At 68.7% G+C, this 15139-nt stretch carries 14 protein-coding genes and 3 pseudogenes; 8 read left to right on the top strand and 9 right to left on the bottom strand.

Annotation, left to right across the window (positions count from 1 at the left end):
- Positions 1 to 130 precede the first annotated feature (130 nt).
- The gene (locus ACWDVB_RS30415; protein ID WP_451514996.1) at positions 131 to 547 is read left to right on the top strand and encodes a hypothetical protein; all 417 of its coding nucleotides are present in this window, start codon (positions 131 to 133) and stop codon (positions 545 to 547) included.
- 159 nt (positions 548 to 706) lie between these two features.
- Here ACWDVB_RS30415 and ACWDVB_RS30420 read toward each other — a convergent pair whose 3' ends face one another.
- Entirely contained in the window at positions 707 to 1489 is a 783-nt protein-coding gene (locus ACWDVB_RS30420) for a class I SAM-dependent methyltransferase (RefSeq protein ID WP_451514995.1), read from the bottom strand.
- Positions 1490 to 1948: 459 nt separating this feature from the next.
- Positions 1949 to 2035 (bottom strand): annotated as a pseudogene (locus ACWDVB_RS30425) (integrase); the annotation flags it as partial.
- A 5-nt stretch (positions 2036 to 2040) separates the two neighbouring features.
- On the opposite strand from ACWDVB_RS30425, the pseudogene ACWDVB_RS30430 reads away from it, so the two are divergent.
- Positions 2041 to 2413, top strand: a pseudogene (locus ACWDVB_RS30430) (replication initiator).
- Between the two features lie 334 nt (positions 2414 to 2747).
- Here the strand turns inward: ACWDVB_RS30430 and ACWDVB_RS30435 are convergent.
- Entirely contained in the window at positions 2748 to 4235 is a 1488-nt protein-coding gene (locus ACWDVB_RS30435; protein WP_451514994.1) for a recombinase family protein, read from the bottom strand.
- A 380-nt stretch (positions 4236 to 4615) separates the two neighbouring features.
- On the opposite strand from ACWDVB_RS30435, the gene ACWDVB_RS30440 reads away from it, so the two are divergent.
- The 3 genes from ACWDVB_RS30440 to ACWDVB_RS30450 all read left to right on the top strand — a co-directional run bounded on the left by ACWDVB_RS30440 (position 4616) and on the right by ACWDVB_RS30450 (position 6305).
- Positions 4616 to 4843, top strand: coding sequence for an HNH endonuclease (locus ACWDVB_RS30440; RefSeq protein WP_451514993.1), 228 nt, complete (start codon positions 4616 to 4618; stop codon positions 4841 to 4843).
- A gap of 142 nt (positions 4844 to 4985) precedes the next feature.
- Complete coding sequence (locus ACWDVB_RS30445) at positions 4986 to 5645, top strand: ClpP family protease (RefSeq protein ID WP_451514992.1); 660 nt, start codon at positions 4986 to 4988, stop codon at positions 5643 to 5645.
- Positions 5646 to 5693: 48 nt separating this feature from the next.
- Positions 5694 to 6305: a ClpP family protease gene (locus tag ACWDVB_RS30450; RefSeq protein WP_451515039.1), complete on the top strand. Its 612-nt coding sequence runs from the start codon at positions 5694 to 5696 to the stop codon at positions 6303 to 6305.
- Positions 6306 to 6323: 18 nt separating this feature from the next.
- Here the strand turns inward: ACWDVB_RS30450 and ACWDVB_RS30455 are convergent, their stop codons facing one another.
- Both ACWDVB_RS30455 and ACWDVB_RS30460 read right to left on the bottom strand, forming a co-directional pair.
- The gene (locus ACWDVB_RS30455; RefSeq protein WP_451515038.1) at positions 6324 to 6698 is read right to left on the bottom strand and encodes a helix-turn-helix domain-containing protein; all 375 of its coding nucleotides are present in this window, start codon (positions 6696 to 6698) and stop codon (positions 6324 to 6326) included.
- Between the two features lie 156 nt (positions 6699 to 6854).
- On the bottom strand, positions 6855 to 7823 hold the full coding sequence (locus tag ACWDVB_RS30460; RefSeq protein WP_451514991.1) for a helix-turn-helix domain-containing protein: 969 nt from the start codon (positions 7821 to 7823) through the stop codon (positions 6855 to 6857).
- Between the two features lie 139 nt (positions 7824 to 7962).
- On the opposite strand from ACWDVB_RS30460, the gene ACWDVB_RS30465 reads away from it, so the two are divergent.
- A complete protein-coding gene (locus ACWDVB_RS30465; protein WP_451514990.1) occupies positions 7963 to 9015 on the top strand; it encodes an NAD(P)-dependent alcohol dehydrogenase in 1053 nt (350 codons plus the stop codon).
- A 197-nt stretch (positions 9016 to 9212) separates the two neighbouring features.
- Positions 9213 to 9502 (top strand): annotated as a pseudogene (locus tag ACWDVB_RS30470) (VOC family protein).
- Here ACWDVB_RS30470 and ACWDVB_RS30475 read toward each other — a convergent pair.
- From ACWDVB_RS30475 to ACWDVB_RS30485, 3 genes are read right to left on the bottom strand one after another with little or no spacing between them, the layout of a single operon-like run.
- Positions 9484 to 10314, bottom strand: coding sequence for an alpha/beta fold hydrolase (locus ACWDVB_RS30475; protein WP_451514989.1), 831 nt, complete (start codon positions 10312 to 10314; stop codon positions 9484 to 9486). The pseudogene ACWDVB_RS30470 and the gene ACWDVB_RS30475 overlap by 19 nt on opposite strands.
- A 6-nt stretch (positions 10315 to 10320) precedes the next feature.
- Complete coding sequence (locus ACWDVB_RS30480; RefSeq protein ID WP_451514988.1) at positions 10321 to 10779, bottom strand: ASCH domain-containing protein; 459 nt, start codon at positions 10777 to 10779, stop codon at positions 10321 to 10323.
- Complete coding sequence (locus tag ACWDVB_RS30485; protein ID WP_451514987.1) at positions 10776 to 11183, bottom strand: winged helix-turn-helix transcriptional regulator; 408 nt, start codon at positions 11181 to 11183, stop codon at positions 10776 to 10778. Before ACWDVB_RS30485 ends, ACWDVB_RS30480 begins: the two co-directional genes overlap by 4 nt.
- Positions 11184 to 11208: 25 nt before the next feature.
- Here ACWDVB_RS30485 and ACWDVB_RS30490 point away from each other — a divergent pair, with 25 nt between their 5' ends.
- Entirely contained in the window at positions 11209 to 11595 is a 387-nt protein-coding gene (locus ACWDVB_RS30490; protein ID WP_451514986.1) for a YybH family protein, read from the top strand.
- A gap of 18 nt (positions 11596 to 11613) precedes the next feature.
- Here ACWDVB_RS30490 and ACWDVB_RS30495 read toward each other — a convergent pair whose 3' ends face one another.
- A complete protein-coding gene (locus ACWDVB_RS30495; RefSeq protein WP_451515037.1) occupies positions 11614 to 14946 on the bottom strand; it encodes a S8 family peptidase in 3333 nt (1110 codons plus the stop codon).
- Between the last annotated feature and the right edge of the window lie 193 nt (positions 14947 to 15139).

Raw genomic sequence — 15139 nt, forward strand, 5'->3', positions numbered from 1 at the left:
ACGGCGGCACAGCCGTTCCATGCGCGTTCAGCGCCCTGTCTACGCAAGGCCCTAGCCGTCCTGAAGTGCTATTCGGCCATATCGCCCGCTTACGGCGTGAATCATCTTGCGCACCGTCACGCTTACAGACATGGCGACTTCGGGGGCAAAGGGCAGTCTGCTTGGTGGCTTGGGGCAGTGGTGGGGCGTCTTGGCCGGCGCCCTACTCATCGCCGCGTGGATCAATGAGGCAGCGGGCCCGGCGGCGATCGTCGCCCTGTCCGCCCTGGTCCTCCTCTGGTCCTTCTTCCAAGCCCCGGTGATCTGCGGAGCTCCGGTCAGAGGACGTAAGGACGGCTGCCGCAACAACGCATCCGGCATCCTCATGGGCTGCCATATCCACCAGCATCGATGGCAGAAGCTCAAGATGCTGATCTTCCGACGGCGCGTACGGGAGTTCTGCTCTGGGCTGTTCACAGACGGCAAGGGGACCCTCGTCACGTTGGCAGCAGCAGGCAGCTTCCTGTCCGGGCTAGTGGCGCTGGTACCTGGCGTCGCCGTCCACTGACCTAACAGGTCACAGGGGGCAGCAGTGGATCAGCGTCTCACGGCTGTAAGACCGTCCTGTTGACTCAGCCCGCGACGCGGGTTATCGGCTCAGAGGGCACGACAGGAAGATCCACATAACTGCTTGTTGCAAGTAGGCAGGGCGGAACCGATGTCTGGACTACTGCGCTGAGGGAGCGCGCCGTGCGGTGAGCACGGGCTGGTAGTACCCGCTGGAGGCCGGACTGTGCCAGGTGATGTTGGTGAAGCCGGCTTCAGCCACGAACTCTGTCAGCTGCGGGGGCGTCAGCGCCCAGTAGGTGTTCCGGCGGACTCGGACATGCCAGGTGTTCTCCGCGGGGATGAGCTGGAAGTGCTCCAGGTCGTAGCGCTCGCCGTCTTCATGCCAGTGCCACAGCTGGAAGGTGATCACTTGGCCGTCGCGTGTTTCCGAGACCTGGGGAGGTGTCGCCGTGGGTCTGGTCTGGCGCGTCTCGGCATAGGCCCGGACAGTGATCATCAACAGTCCGTCGTCTCGGAGCACCCGGCTCATGCCGAGGAGTGCCGCCTGGAGATCTTGCCCGGAGAGTAGGTGCGGGAGCGAGTTGTCCGCGCAGAGGACGACGTCGAAGGACGTATTTTTGAAGGGCAGTTTGCGCATGTCAGCCGCAGCGGCCGGAAGCCGGCTCCCGCGGGCCGCCGCCTCGGCGGCGGCCCGTGCGGCGGCGACCGGGCTCAGGTCGCTGCCGATGACCTGGTGCCCGGCCAGGGCCAGCCCGATGGCCTGGGTGCCGATCCCGCACGAGCAGTCCAGGACGGTGTGCGGTGCCGCGCCGAGAGATTGGCGGACGAGCCCGCCCAATACCTCGGCCTGGTAGGCCATGCTTGCGTCCCAGTCCCGGAACATCAGGTGGTAGTCGTGGGCCAAATCGTCGTAGAAATCCCGCACGGAGGGCTCGGGCATGTATCCCACCGTAGTGGTTGGCCGCCGGGGAGTGCGGGCAGTTTTAGGCGGCGGCTGCCTGACTTCGGCCGCCCCAGCGGATGCCCTTCTCGCTGCGGGTACATGCGCGTTCGCGGCGTTGGGCGGCCAGTGTGGACGTTCATGCAATTTCCCCACATCAGCACCTGGAGCACCGCGTAATTCCCCACCTGGGCTGAAGTCCATGACGAGCCGCCCGACTGCTGAGTGTGGGGCTGGTCAGGCCGGTCAAGGGCGCCTGCGGCGGTGCTGCGCACTGGCCTTCGGCCACCCTGGACAGTCCTGACCAGCCCAAACGACGGTCGGCTATCGAGCGGCCCGGGAAACCCTGGCGCCGCAGGGGACGAGGGAGCCGAGCCGTCGTCCCCAGGGGCACCGAGGTGGCGCTCCGTCATCCCCATGGCCAATCCGGGGAAGTTCAGGATGGGGAAGTACGCGAACTTCCACAGCCAGTACGTCGGGATGGCGGGCGTTCGCGTTGCGCCAGCGGAGGTAGGCGTGGAGGGCTCGAGTCTGCGCGGCGTGGTTGCGGTGTGCGGCCGATCCACGGGTTCGGCGATGACTACGGCCTTAGCGATGACGCGGCGGCCGCCTACGTGGCCAGGTGCGTGTCCAAGAGTGCCGCCGACACCGGGGCCGGACTCGATTACGCGGTGAAAAGTTTGACGGATGTCCGGGCTGCGGTCGTTCCGCCTCACATCCGGGCCCTGATGGGCACCTGCTGGCGCCTGGGCGGCCTGGTGGAACTGGCATCCCTGCGACTTGCGCGCCTGGGCTCACACGCTCGGATACCGGGGCCACATCCTGACCAGGTCCCGCCGTTACTCGACCACGTACGCGGCCTTGCGCAAGGAACGGGCCGCCTACGCGCGTGGCGGCCCCAGACAGGACGACGACCGAACCTGATCAAGGAATCCGCCTGGCGCTACTTCGGCTCCGGCCACACCCCCGGCGCTGCCCTCTTCACCGCAGGCATCGCCGAAGATCTCGCGCAGTCCCGTCAGCTGGCTCGGGTGGCACGAGAGGACGAGCTTTGTGAGGGGCCGGGGTGGAGAGAATTACTCACCCGAACCCTCGGGAATGGGGGAAGGTACAAGCGGCCAAAGCACCAGCTCGGAGCGAAGAGCGTTGGCTTCGCATATCAACGATTCTCGGCGTCGACCTAATCGATGAATGTGACGGAAAGCGAATCCGCCATAAGGGTCATCGGCCACGCCGACTCGGCTGAATAACCGATGCTCTATCCCTCGGTCCACTTGGGGTCGAGTAGGTCAGGATTGAACGGGCGCCTACCACCTCCGCCCACAGGCCGGACGATCACAGCGTGAAGCGCCTCGCGAATGAGCGCACGCTTTTGCGCCATATCGAGCCTGCCTGACTCCCACTGCTCCCGAACGTCCTCAGTCACCACCGAAGCCCTCTGAACACGCAAGGCATGCTGCGTGCGCTCCTTGCGCAGTTCCTTGATGCGGGACTCCATCTTGTGGTTCTCAGGGAAGAACAGCTCATCCGAGATCTGGTCCTCCTGCCACACCTGCAACATCTTCCGCTGCTTGGCCATCAAACGGTTGAGCTCGTCCTCTCCACTCCACACAGAGTCCGTCTCGCTCTTGACGGCTGCACGCTCCTCCAGCTTCGCGAGTACAGCCTCCGTGATGTACTCATCTACCTTGGTTCCGTTACGGGCACTGCCCCCACAACCGCCCATGGACCGACTCGGGCACTGATAGAGGTATCCACCTGAAAGGTCTGCCCTGGTACTCGCCCTCAAGGGAGCGTTGCAGATCTGCCCATCGGCCTTCGGCTTTCCGCATCGGAGAATTCCAGTCAGAAGATGCGAGGGAGTCCGGTAGTCGGTGATTGCGCCATCTGCCTTGATGTTGGGGCCAAGCCGAGCGGAGAAGAGGGCATCGATGGCCATCCATTCTTTCGGCGTGATGATGGGTTCCCACTGCCCCACCACTGGGACACCGCCAGCGTCTCTGACCAGGTCTCCGTTGTGCCTTCTCCATCCACACAATCGGGGATTCCAGAGGGAGAGTTTGAGCGATCGGCTTCGCCACACGTTCCCGTGGACAGTCCGCACGCCCTCATCACTCCATGCGGCGAGGACGGAGTGGAGCGACTTCCCCGCGATCACTTCGCGCGCCGCTTTGGCCAATAGTTCGGCTTCCTCCGGCTCAAGCGTCCGCTTGTCCGCCTTCCAACCGAACGGCCGCGTACCGCCAACGGGAATGCCCTGCTCGGCACGGCGACGGTGCGAGCGACGCGTGCGCCGCTTGATCTTGCGTACTTCCGCCTTCGCGATGACGACCCCGAACAGTCCCATGGACTCGACGTCTTCGTTATAGAGGTCTTTGATCCCCTTGGCGTCCGCATAGACCCGACCGTCGTCGTGCGTCAGAGCGTCCACGAACCGTTCGTAGTCGCCGACCCGCCGCACCAGTCGGTCATCCGCGACGACGATCGCCCCACGCACCTCTTGGCCGTCCGGGAGTTGTCCGGCCTTGAGGGTCCGCAACATCTCCTCGAAGTCAGGGCGCACGACAGCGGCCTTCGCTGCCGAGAGATCGTTGTCGGTGTAGTAGTGCACAATCCTCAGGCCGAGCGCTGCCGCAGTCTCGTCGTTGACGTTGTGCTGGTCCTCGACCCCGTGGCCGTCCCTCTCCAGGTCAGCCGAGATCCTCGCGTAAGCCACCACCGGGATTAACTGATCACCTTTGATCATGTCAAACACCCTCTGCCTGTCGGGGAGTCTTAATACTGCCTGAAAGGCAGAGGTACCGTCAGCAATACCTCGACAAGCATTCCGACGGCTACTGCGGCATCGGCGGCACGGGCGCCCTCCTGGACACCCCGTCGGAGACGAACTGGGCCGGGCCTGCCCGACGGGTCGCTCCGGCTCCGAGCGAGAGCTGACCGGTCCGCGAACCGACCCGCCCCGAACCGGCCCACCCGCGTATCGGGCGGCCGCGTCTATCGTGGCGCCATGGCGCTGAGTGACATAGGCAGAGCGGAAGTCCTGCGGGCCGTCGAGGAGTTCGACCGACTCGGTCGGAGTGTGTTTCTTCGGCAGTACGGGTTCCAGGCGTCCCGCACCCCGCCGATGTGACGGACGCCGGGGACGCCCTGCTGGAGGTCGACCACATCGTCGAGATCGCCGGAGACGGCCGCGATCACCCGAGCCAGATGATCGCCCTCTGCCCGAACTGCCACGCCGTCAAGACCCGGGGCAGGACGCGGCACCACGTACGCGCGGTCCTCCTCGAAGTGGTGCGTGAGCTGCACGAACAGGCGCGTGCGCGCGGAGTCGCGGCTGTGCCCGGTGACCGGTGACCGGTGACGATCCGCCGGGTGTGAGGCCGCTCTGCCGTCAGCGAATCTGCCCCCAGCCGAGATTCCTGACGGCCGCGCCCCCGTCGGGCAACAGTGGAGGCACAGCGCGGCGTCGGGAGCCGCGGTACTTCAGGGAGGTCCGATGTCAGTACTCGGCAGTGGCTGGGACACGGTGGCGCGGCCGCGGGGGGAGGACGGGGACACCGCTCCGTCGCGGTTCGACGACCATCTCGCCGCGCAGCTGCTCAACCAGCGGATCGTGTTCCTCGGGACGCAGGTCGACGAGGTCTCCGCCAACCGCGTCTGCGCGCAGATGCTGCTGTTGTCGGCGGAGGACCCGAAGACCGACATCAGCCTCTACATCAACAGCCCCGGCGGCTCCGTCACCGCCGGGCTCGCCATCTACGACACCATGCGGCTCATCCCGAACGACGTCGCCACCCTCGCCATGGGGTTCGCCGCCAGCATGGGGCAGTTCCTGCTGAGCGTGGGCACGCACGGCAAGCGGTTCGCGCTGCCCAACGCGCGGATCATGATGCATCAGCCGTCGGCGGGCATCGGCGGCACCACCGCCGACATCGCCATCCAGGCCGAGAACCTGGACTTCACGAAGAGGGCCGTCGAGCGGATCACCGCCGAGCACACCGGGCAGAGCCCGGAGACGATCTCGCGGGACGGCGACCGTGACCGGTGGTTCACCGCCGAGCAGGCCAAGGAGTACGGGATGGTCGACCGCGTGGTCGAGTCCCTGGAGGACGTGCGGCCCGCCGGGTCGAAGCGGCGTATCGGGCTCGGGATCTGAGGGGTGACGGCAGTGAGTACAGCGATGAGTACAGCAGTGAGTACGGCAATGGGTCAGTACACGATTCCCACCGTCATCGAGCGCACCCCGCAGGGCGGCGAACGGGCGTACGACGTCTACAGCCGACTGCTCTCCGAGCGCATCATCTTCCTCGGGACGGAGATCGACGACGGCTTCGCCAACGCCGTCATCGCCCAGTTGCTCCACCTGGAGTCGTCCGCCCCCGAGCGCGAGGTGGCCATCTACATCAACTCACCAGGCGGCTCCTTCACTTCGCTCATGGCCATCTACGACACCATGAGCTTCATCTCCGCGCCCATCTCCACCTTCTGCGTGGGGCAGGCCGCCTCCACCGCCGCCGTGCTGCTCGCCGGCGGCGACCCCGGGCGGCGGTTCGTACTCGACCACGCGCGCGTGCTGCTCGGTCAGCCCGCGAGCCGCGGCCGGCAAGGGACGGTGTCCGACCTCGCCCTGGAGGCGCAGGAGATGCTGCGGATCCGCTCCCAGGTGGAGGAGGTGCTGTCCCGGCACACGCACCACGACGTCGCCACGCTCCGCGCCGACATGGACCGGGACAAGGTCTTCACCGCGCAGGAGGCCGTCGCGTACGGGCTCGCCGATCAGGTGCTCAGCAGGCGGGTCGCACCCGTCGCCGCCTGAGGACGCGAGCCCCGCGCGTCACGCGGCCAGGCGCACCTCGCCCTGGTACGACGCCCTGGCCGGCCTCGCACGGGGGAGGCCGGCCAGGCGCCCGTGGGCCAGGGAGAGCAGGTCGGACAGGCGCAGGCCGAGCGCGTGGGCGGCGGCCGCGAGGACCTCGGAGGAGGCTTCCTTGCGGCCACGCTCCAGCTCGGAGAGGTACGGCATGGAGATCCGGGCGGCCTCGGCCACGTCCTTGAGGGTGCGCTCCTGCGCGAGGCGCTCACCGCGCAGGACATCTCCTACGACGTCCCGCCAGAGGGGCTCCTTCGCCTCCCCGCTCCCAGTGGTCGGCGCGGTCTTGACCGGCCGCAACGGAATCACACGGCCCTCGTTCGGCTTCTGCTTCTGCATCTGCTTCTGCGTCTGCGTCTGCCGCTCTTGGCTGCTCACTCGCTCTTGGCTGCTCACTCGCTCAGCCTAGGAGGGATCGGGTCACCGGGGCAGCGCCAGGCGTTCCGCCGCCCGCGAAATCCCGTACCCGGTACGGGCGTCGGCAGGGCCGCGCCGCTACGTCGTCGCGGAGCCCACCGACGACGCGTCCCTGCCCCAGCTCGCGAGGAGCCGCAGCGCCTGCGCCGACGCCGAGTCCGGCTCCGCGTGGTACATGATCAGCGACTGGTCGCAGTCGTCCGGCAGCCGCAGCGTCTCGAACGCCAGGGTCAGGTCGCCCACCAGCGGGTGCCGCATGCGCTTGGTGCCATGTCCCTTCTCCCGTACGTCGTGCGTGGCCCACAGGCCCCTGAACTCCTCGCTCTTCACGGAGAGTTCGCCGACCAGGGCGGACAGCTGCGGGTCGTTGGGGTAGCAGCCCGCGTCCATACGGAGGTGGCCGACGATGTCGGACGCCTTCTGGTCCCAGTCCACGAAGAGGTCGCGCGAGCGCGCGTCCAGGAAGCAGATCCGCGCCCAGTTGCGGTCCTTCGGCGCCAGCTCGCCCCAGTCGCCGAAGAGTGCCGCCGCTAGCGTGTTCCAGGCGAGGATGTCCGCGCGGCGGCCGACGACGTACGCGGGCACGCCGTCGATGGAGTCGAGGAGCCGCTGCAGCGCGGGCCGCATGTGCTGCGGGCGCGCGGCCCGCTTCTTCTTCACGGACTTCGGCTTCGCGAGCCGCGTGAAGTGGGCGTGCTCGGCGTCGGTCAGGCGCAGGGCGCGCGCGATGGCGTCGAGCACCTCGACGGAGACGTTGCGGCCGTTGCCCTGCTCAAGGCGGGTGTAGTAGGCGACGGAGACCCCCGCGAGCTGGGCCAGCTCCTCGCGACGCAGGCCGGGCACGCGGCGGTGCCGCCCGTAGCTGGGCAGCCCGACGTCCTGCGGCTGCAGCCGGGCCCTGCGGGTGCGCAGGAACTCACTGAGCTCGGCACGACCGTCCAGCGGCACGACCGCCGGGCCGCTCGTCGGGCCTTGCGGGTGCTGGGCCCCGGCCCCTGCGGTGTCGCGGGTCTCGCGGCTCTCGCGGCTCTCGCGGCTCTCGTCCATACGTTCCATTATCCCGGCTCGTGCGCACCCCACCCCCGTTCGTACGCCCCTGAGCCTGACCCCGCCAGTAGTAGGACCGTTGGACGTAGGCAGAACGGGTGTCTGGGTGAAGTCGCAGGTCAGTGGCAGTGTCGTAGCCATGACTCAGCAGATCACCACCGTTGCCGCCTACGCCGCTCCCGCCCCCGACGCGCCCCTGGAGCGGACCACCGTCCCGCGCCGCGCCGTCGGCGAGTCCGACGTCCTGATCGACATCAAGTACGCCGGTATCTGCCATTCGGACATCCACCAGGCCCGTGACGGCTGGGGCGAGGGCATCTTCCCGATGGTGCCCGGCCACGAGATCGCCGGAGTCGTGACCGAGGTCGGCCCCGGTGTCACCAAGTTCTCCGTCGGCGACCGCGTGGGCGTCGGCTGCATGGTCGACTCGTGCCGTACGTGCGAGAACTGCCGGGCGGGCCTGGAGCAGTACTGCACGCAGGGCAACATCGCCACGTACAACGCGCTCGACAAGAACGGCGAGCCGACCTACGGCGGCTACTCCACGCACATCGTCGTGGACGAGGCGTTCACCGTCCGCATCCCCGACGGGCTCTCCCTGGACGTGGCCGCGCCGCTGCTCTGCGCCGGCATCACCACGTACTCCCCGCTCAAGCGCTGGAACGCGGGCCCCGGCAAGAAGATCGCCGTGGTGGGCCTCGGCGGTCTCGGCCACATGGCCGTCAAGATCGCGCACGCCATGGGCGCCGAGGTGACCGTCCTCTCGCAGTCCCTGCGCAAGAAGGCCGACGGCGAGCGGCTCGGCGCCGACCACTACTACGCGACCAGCGACGACATCACCTTCGAGCAGCTGGCCGGCTCCTTCGACATGATCCTCTCCACCGTCTCGGCGCCGCTGCCGCTCGACAAGTACCTGGGGCTGCTGCGCTCGGAGGGCGCCTTCGTGAATGTCGGCGCCCCGGAGGAGCCGGTCTCCCTCAACCTCTTCTCCGTGATCGGCGGCGGCAAGACCCTCGCCGGATCCATGATCGGAGGCATCGCGGAGACCCAGGAGATGCTGGACTTCTGCGCCGCGCACGGCCTCGGCTCGGAGATCGAGCTGATCCGCGCCGACCAGATCAACGAGGCGTACGAGCGGGTACTCGCCAGCGACGTGCGCTACCGCTTCGTGATCGACGCCGCGACGATCTGAGCCGGTCCGCGCCGGTCCGAGCGGGCTCCCGCCGGGCTTCCGTGTGGCTTGAACGCGTCTGCGTCGCCGGTCCTGGTCCGCATGGCCCAGGGCGTCGGTCCCCGGGACCGATACGACACGCGGGCGGCCCGACTTAGCGTTGTCACCGCAGGACACCGCAGGACACCGCGAGTTCAGGCATACGAGGAGGTCACACGATGTCCATCGAGTTGAACCACACGATCGTCACGGCCGTGGACAAGAAGGCGTCGGCACAGTTCCTCGCGGACGTTCTGGGGCTCAGCACTACGCCTTCCTGGTCTCCGAGGACGAGTTCGACGCGGTCTTCGGACGCATCAAGGAGCGGGGCCTCACCTACTGGGCGGACCCGCACCACCACCACGTCAACGAGATCAACACGAACGACGGCGGCCGGGGCGTCTACTGGGACGACCCGAACGGCCACATACTGGAGATCATCACCAAGCCCTACGGCAGCGGCGAGTAAGCCGGGCCGCTCCCGCCGCCCCCGCACAGAAACGCGAGCACCGGTTCGGTCGCCACGTCCGCGAACTCCTCGAAGTACGCGTGCCGGGCGCCCGGAATGAGGAACGTCCTCGCGTCAGGGATGCGCGCGGCGAGCAGCGGCGCGTTGTCGGCGGGGTTGAACGCGTCGTCCGTGCCGTGCACGACCAGCGTCGGCGCCTTGATCCGCGGCAGCGCGTCCCACGCGTCATGGCGGGCGCTGGCCCGCAGATGACGGCGCCGGGCGTACGCGGGCATGGTCGGGTCGCCGAGGGTGTGGAACTCCCGCCCCGGACGGTCGCGTTCCTGCTGGGCCAGCCAGGCCGGTGTGTACATGAGTTCCAGCAGAGCGCGGCGCACGGCGCCCGGATCGGCCCGGCTCAGGGCCGCCCGGACCTCGGGGCCGCGCTCGACGCCGTGCGGGCCGCCGGGCGAGGTGCAGCCGAGGACGAGGCGGCCGACGCGGTCCGGGTGGTCGGCGGCCAGCCACTGGCCGATGCGGCCGCCCATGGACGTGCCGTAGACGTGGGCGCGCTCGATGCCCGCGTGGTCGAGGACCGCGACGACATCACGGGCGAAGCCCGGCGTGCTGTACGTGTCCGTGTCGGGGCGGTCGCTCCCGCCGGTGCCGCGGTGGTCGAGTACGACGGTCGTGAAGCGGGCGGCGAAGTCGTCCCGTACGGGGTCCCACCAGTGGTGGTCGTTGGACTGTCCGGCGAGCAGCAGCAACGGCTCGCCGGAGCCGTGCAGCCGGTAGTGCAGGGCGGCGCCGTCGGCCGCTTCGGCGAAGGGCACGGCCGGTCACTTGTCCCGCAGGTCGGCGACGAGGCGGAAGCGCTCCAGGACGAGTTCGGTGGTGTCGTCCACGGTGAACGCGTCGTCGCCGAGGGCGTCCCGCATCTCGGCGCTGTGCCAGAAGCTCTCGTGCCCGGCCCGCCAGGCGGCCACGGACGTGTACCCCTCGCCCTCGTCCTCGGCGTGCGCGAGGTCCACGTCGGCCAGCGGCACGACCCGCACCCCGGTGATCTCGATGACGCCCACGGGCCGGTCGTCGGAGTCGACGACGACCGAGCGCTCACCGGTCCCCGGCAGCGGGTCGCCGTCGCGCTCGTAGCCGGCGAGCAGCCCCGTCGTCGACGTCTTGGAACCGTCCAGGACGGCCGCCACCAGCTGGTCACGCAGGGGTCCCGGGAAGGCGAACTCGGCCCGGGGAAGCGAGGCGTGGGAGGTCGGGCGGTCCGGCGGTGGCGTGGTGGTCATGGGAGCACAGTAATTCGCGGAGGCTGATCCGCCGCACCCCAGTCCCAGAGGGCCTGCAGCACGGGACCCAGCTGTCTGCCGCGCTCGGTGAGTTCATAGGTGACCGCCGGGGGCCAGCCAGGGGTGCGGGTGCGCTCGGCGGCGCCCACGGCGACGAGCTGCGCGAGGCGGTCGGTCAGGACCTTGTCGGACAGCTCCGGGAGAGCGGCGGCCAGTTCACTGTACGTACGCCGCTCGTGCCGCAGCAGCTCGCGGACCAGGAGCGTCGTCCAGCGGCCGCGCAGGGCGGCGAGCGTGATCTCCACGGGGCAGGCCGGGCTCGGGGCCGTGACGCGGGCCCGCGCGTCGTCCGGCAGCCCCGGGGACTCCTGCGTACCGGCGCCGCTTACCGTTCGGTGAGTCACGAATCCGTCTCCTACCGTCTCGCCCATGACGATATCGACACCGTCCCTGCCCACCCGCGCCGAGGACGTCCCGGCGGCGTTCGCCGAGCGGTTCAACAGCGGCGACCCCGAAGCCGTACGCGAGCTCTACGAGGCGCGGGCCGCCTTCGTGCCCGACACCGGTGCCGCCGTGCACGGCAGCGCGGAGATCGCCGCCGCCAACGGTCCCTTCCTCGCCCTCGGCCTGCCGATCACCGTGACGCCCCGGCACGTGCACGTCGCGCAGGACATCGCGCTGCTCGTCGTCGACTGGGAGATCGGCGACGGCGTGGTCCGATCCACGGCCACGGACGTGGCACGACGCGGCGCCGACGGGTACTGGCGATACGTGATCGACAGTCCCTTCGGCGCCGCGCCGGTATCAACGCACTAGCTGGGCAAGGTCACAAGCTCACTTGCCGTAGTACGCGTTGTAGATCGACAGCGTCGACTTGTTGCCCTTCTTGTCCGTGATCTTGGCGTGGAAGGAGATGCCCTCCCCCTTCGCGGGGTTCTTCACGGACACCTTCCCGTTGGTGACCTTGACCTGCTTCCACGTCTGGCCGTAGTCGTACGAGACGTAGGCGTAGAGGGACTTGAGGTTCGACCCCGCCGCCGCGCCCTGGACCTTGACCGGCACGGACTGGGTCTTGCCGGCCTCCGCCCTGCTGCTCAGGTCGACCGCCGGGCTGAACCGCGCCGTGGAGACGGGGAGCTTCGCGCTCTCCACCTTCTTGGAGCGGAACTTGAAGGCCGCGTCGATCCGGGTGGAGGCCGCGGCCACCTTCACGGACCGCTTCACGGACGTCTTCAGCTCGTACGCGGCATCGGCCGAGGGCACCTTGAACGGCTTCTCGCCGATCAGCGGGTCGTTGCTCTCGCCGACCTTGGTGCCGTTGCGGTACAGCGTCGTCTTCACGGACGTGTAGAGCGAGGAGCCCGCGTGGTTCTGGCCGTCCGCGAAGAGCGGCAGGTAGCCCGCGATCTCGTTGCCGTTGCGGAAGACACCGAAGTCGCCACCGACGCGCGGACTGAAGACGGCCGTGTTGAACGTCTTCTTGTAGCTCTGGCCCGCCTTGAACGTCTGCGCGGCGCCGAGCGTGTAGACCGCGTCGACAATGGGCCAGCCGTCCGGGCCCCTACCGGCGTGCTGCTCCAGGTCAAGGTTCCACTTCGCCTTGTCCACGGTGGACAGGTACAGCGTCCGCGTCGTGGGCAGCGGCTGCGGGATGCCGATCGAGGCGCCGCTCATGCTGCCCGGGAGGTTGCCCATGGCGCTGAGCGCGCCCTTCTTGCCCTTGGACGACGCGCCGAGCTCCGCCTTCACCTTGGCGAGTTCGGCCGCCTTGAAGTGCTTGGTGTAGCCGGTCGCGACCTGCTTCACCTTGCCGCCGGTGACGACGTCGTACTCGGTGGCGTCACCGTCCGTCCAGGCCCCGCCCCACTGCTGGAACAGCGAGCCGTCGGTGATCTGCGGGCCGAGGTGGGCGCTGCGGAAGTTCTCGTACGAGTCCATGAACCAGCCGAAGCTGTAGCCCGTGTTCGGCGTGTCGATGCTGAAGTCCGCGGAGGCGAGCTCCATCTTGGCGCCGGCGGCCGGCACGGTGATGTCCACCGGCTTCGTCGTCCGCGCGTCCAGCGTCACCGTGGTGTCCTTGGTGACGCTCAGCTTGGGCTGGGCGATCCAGTCGGAGCCCTTGGCGAAGTCCGCCGGGTCCACGTAGATGCTGCCGTTCAGGACGTAGCCGCCCTTGGCAACGCGGACCTTGACGGTGCCGGACTCGTCGTACGGGTTGTACGACTTGTCGGTGGCGAGGCCGCTGATGCCTTCCAGGTCACCGTCGTAGGACTTGGTCGGAGCGCCGTCCCGTCCGATGAACTTCAGCGTCAGGTCGTACGACTCGACCTCGTTCTCGACCGCGGCGGCCGTCCGCACGGACTGCCCGCCGCCGGTCGCGACGACGTACGCGGAGTACGTGCCGTCGAGAGCCGCGCCCCGCTTGGAGTCGGCGGTCAGGTCGACCGCGGCCGTGCCGCCCGCGGGGACGGTCACCTTCTTCGCGCCGAGGGCGAAGAATCCGGCCGGGGCCGGGCGGCCCTTCGGGTCGGTGGCGGAGATGGTCAGGTCGAGGGTGACGTCGTCCTTGCCGAGGTTCTTGTACGTCACCTTCTTGGTGACCGGCTTGTCGTCGGCGTGCGGCCACTGCTGCACACCGAAGCTCACCGACACCGGGTCGGCGACGACGGTCTGCTTGATGGCCTTGTCGACGGCGATACGGCCCGAGCCCTGCTGGAACGGCGTGTACTTGCCGCCCTTCGTGGACGCCGTCAGGGCGCCCTTCAGCTCGGCGTACTTCCAGTCGGGATGCTGCTGCTTCAGCAGCGCGGCGGCGCCCGCGACGTGCGGGGTCGCCATCGACGTACCGGAGATCGTCAGATAGCCGTCCGGGTTCTGGCCGACCTCCTTCTCCAGGAGACTGTCCTTCGCGGACGCCGCGGTGATGTCCACACCGGGAGCCGTCACATCGGGCTTGATCGCACCGTCGCCGACCCGCGGACCCTGGCTGGAGAAGTCCGCCAGCTTGTCGTTGTCGTCGACCGCGCCGACGGTGAGCGCGGCGTCCGCGCTGCCCGGCGAGCCGACGGAGCCGGGGGCGCCGTCGTTGCCCGCGGCGATCGCGAAGAGGATGCCCTTCTCGGCGGAGAGCTTGTTCACCTGTGCTTCGAGCGGGTCGACACCGGGGGTGTCACCGCCGCCGAGGCTGAGGTTGACGACATCGGCGCCCTCGGCGGCCGCCCAGTCCATGGCGGCGATGATGCCGGAGTCATCGCCGTAGCCGTCGTCGCCGAGGACCTTGCCGTTCAGGAGCTTCGCGCCGGGCGCGACGCCCTTGAACTTGCCGCCGGACTTGGCGCCCGTGCCGGCCGCGGTGGACGCGACGTGGGTGCCGTGGCCGTAGCGGTCCTTGGCATCCGGTGAGGGCGTGAAGTTCTTCTCGGCGACCACCTGGTCCTTGAGGTCCACGTGCGTGGCGTCGACGCCCGTGTCCAGGACGGCGATCTTCACGCCCTTGCCGTCGTACCCGGCGGCCCACGCCTTGTCGGCGCCGATCTGCTTGACGCTCTTGTCGAGGCTCGCCTTGCGGACGCCGTCCAGCCAGACGTGGCCGATGCCGGAGGCGGCGGTACGGGTGTCGCCCTTGCCGCTGGTGAGAGCGGCCCACAGGTCGGCGGCGTCCCGCTTCGGGGTGGTGACCGCGTCGGCGTTCAGCGACTTCAGGGTCCTGCGGACCGTGGTGTCACCGGCGGAGCGGACGTCGGCCTTGGCGCCGCTCGCGGCTCCCTTGTAGCCGACGATGAGCTTGAGGCCCTTCTTCTGGGCCGCGCGGTTGCGCTTCTTGTTCAGCTCGGTGACGTCGAACAGCCGCTGGTCGATCTTGCCGTCGGCTATCAGACGCTGCGCGTCGGCGGGTATCAGCAGCGTGTGCCCGCCGCTGCGCCGCACCTGTACGGGGATGTGCTCCCGCCCCTTGGCGCGGTCGACGCCGACCACGCGGCCCTCGGCGTCGAGGACGGCCCGGTCACCGGTGATCAGCGTGACGTGGGTCCTGCCGGTGGCCTCACCCGCCTGCGCGCCGAGTACGTTCCCCACGGATACCGGCTCCGCGGCCGCGGGGCTGGTCATGCCCGCCGCGAGTGCCACGGCGACCGCCGCGGCGACGGCGGCCCCGCCCGCTCTCTTCACTTGTCCGTGCAAGTTCTCCCCCTGGAGGTTAAGGAGCCTTCGCTCCTTGGACAGCGAAGTATGCCGAGCGTCGAACATCTGCTCAATAGTGGGGGGAAGGTGCAGGGTTGGTGCCGGTGGGTTCTCGCCAGGACGGCGGCCACGATGGCGTACTACACGCGCGAGGACATCCCGCTGCACTACGAACTCGCCG

The sequence above is a fragment of the Streptomyces sp. NPDC003379 genome, from assembly GCF_053589195.1.

Coding starts and splice junctions, on each gene's coding strand:
- ACWDVB_RS30445 (WP_451514992.1), top strand. CDS start 4,986: ATGTCAGTACTCGGCAGTGGCTGGGACACGGTGGCGCGGCCGCGGGGG.
- ACWDVB_RS30435 (WP_451514994.1), bottom strand. CDS start 4,235: ATGATCAAAGGTGATCAGTTAATCCCGGTGGTGGCTTACGCGAGGATC.
- ACWDVB_RS30450 (WP_451515039.1), top strand. CDS start 5,694: ATGGGTCAGTACACGATTCCCACCGTCATCGAGCGCACCCCGCAGGGC.
- ACWDVB_RS30415 (WP_451514996.1), top strand. CDS start 131: ATGGCGACTTCGGGGGCAAAGGGCAGTCTGCTTGGTGGCTTGGGGCAG.
- ACWDVB_RS30480 (WP_451514988.1), bottom strand. CDS start 10,779: ATGACCACCACGCCACCGCCGGACCGCCCGACCTCCCACGCCTCGCTT.
- ACWDVB_RS30465 (WP_451514990.1), top strand. CDS start 7,963: ATGACTCAGCAGATCACCACCGTTGCCGCCTACGCCGCTCCCGCCCCC.
- ACWDVB_RS30490 (WP_451514986.1), top strand. CDS start 11,209: ATGACGATATCGACACCGTCCCTGCCCACCCGCGCCGAGGACGTCCCG.
- ACWDVB_RS30460 (WP_451514991.1), bottom strand. CDS start 7,823: ATGGACGAGAGCCGCGAGAGCCGCGAGAGCCGCGAGACCCGCGACACC.
- ACWDVB_RS30420 (WP_451514995.1), bottom strand. CDS start 1,489: ATGCCCGAGCCCTCCGTGCGGGATTTCTACGACGATTTGGCCCACGAC.
- ACWDVB_RS30455 (WP_451515038.1), bottom strand. CDS start 6,698: ATGCAGAAGCAGAAGCCGAACGAGGGCCGTGTGATTCCGTTGCGGCCG.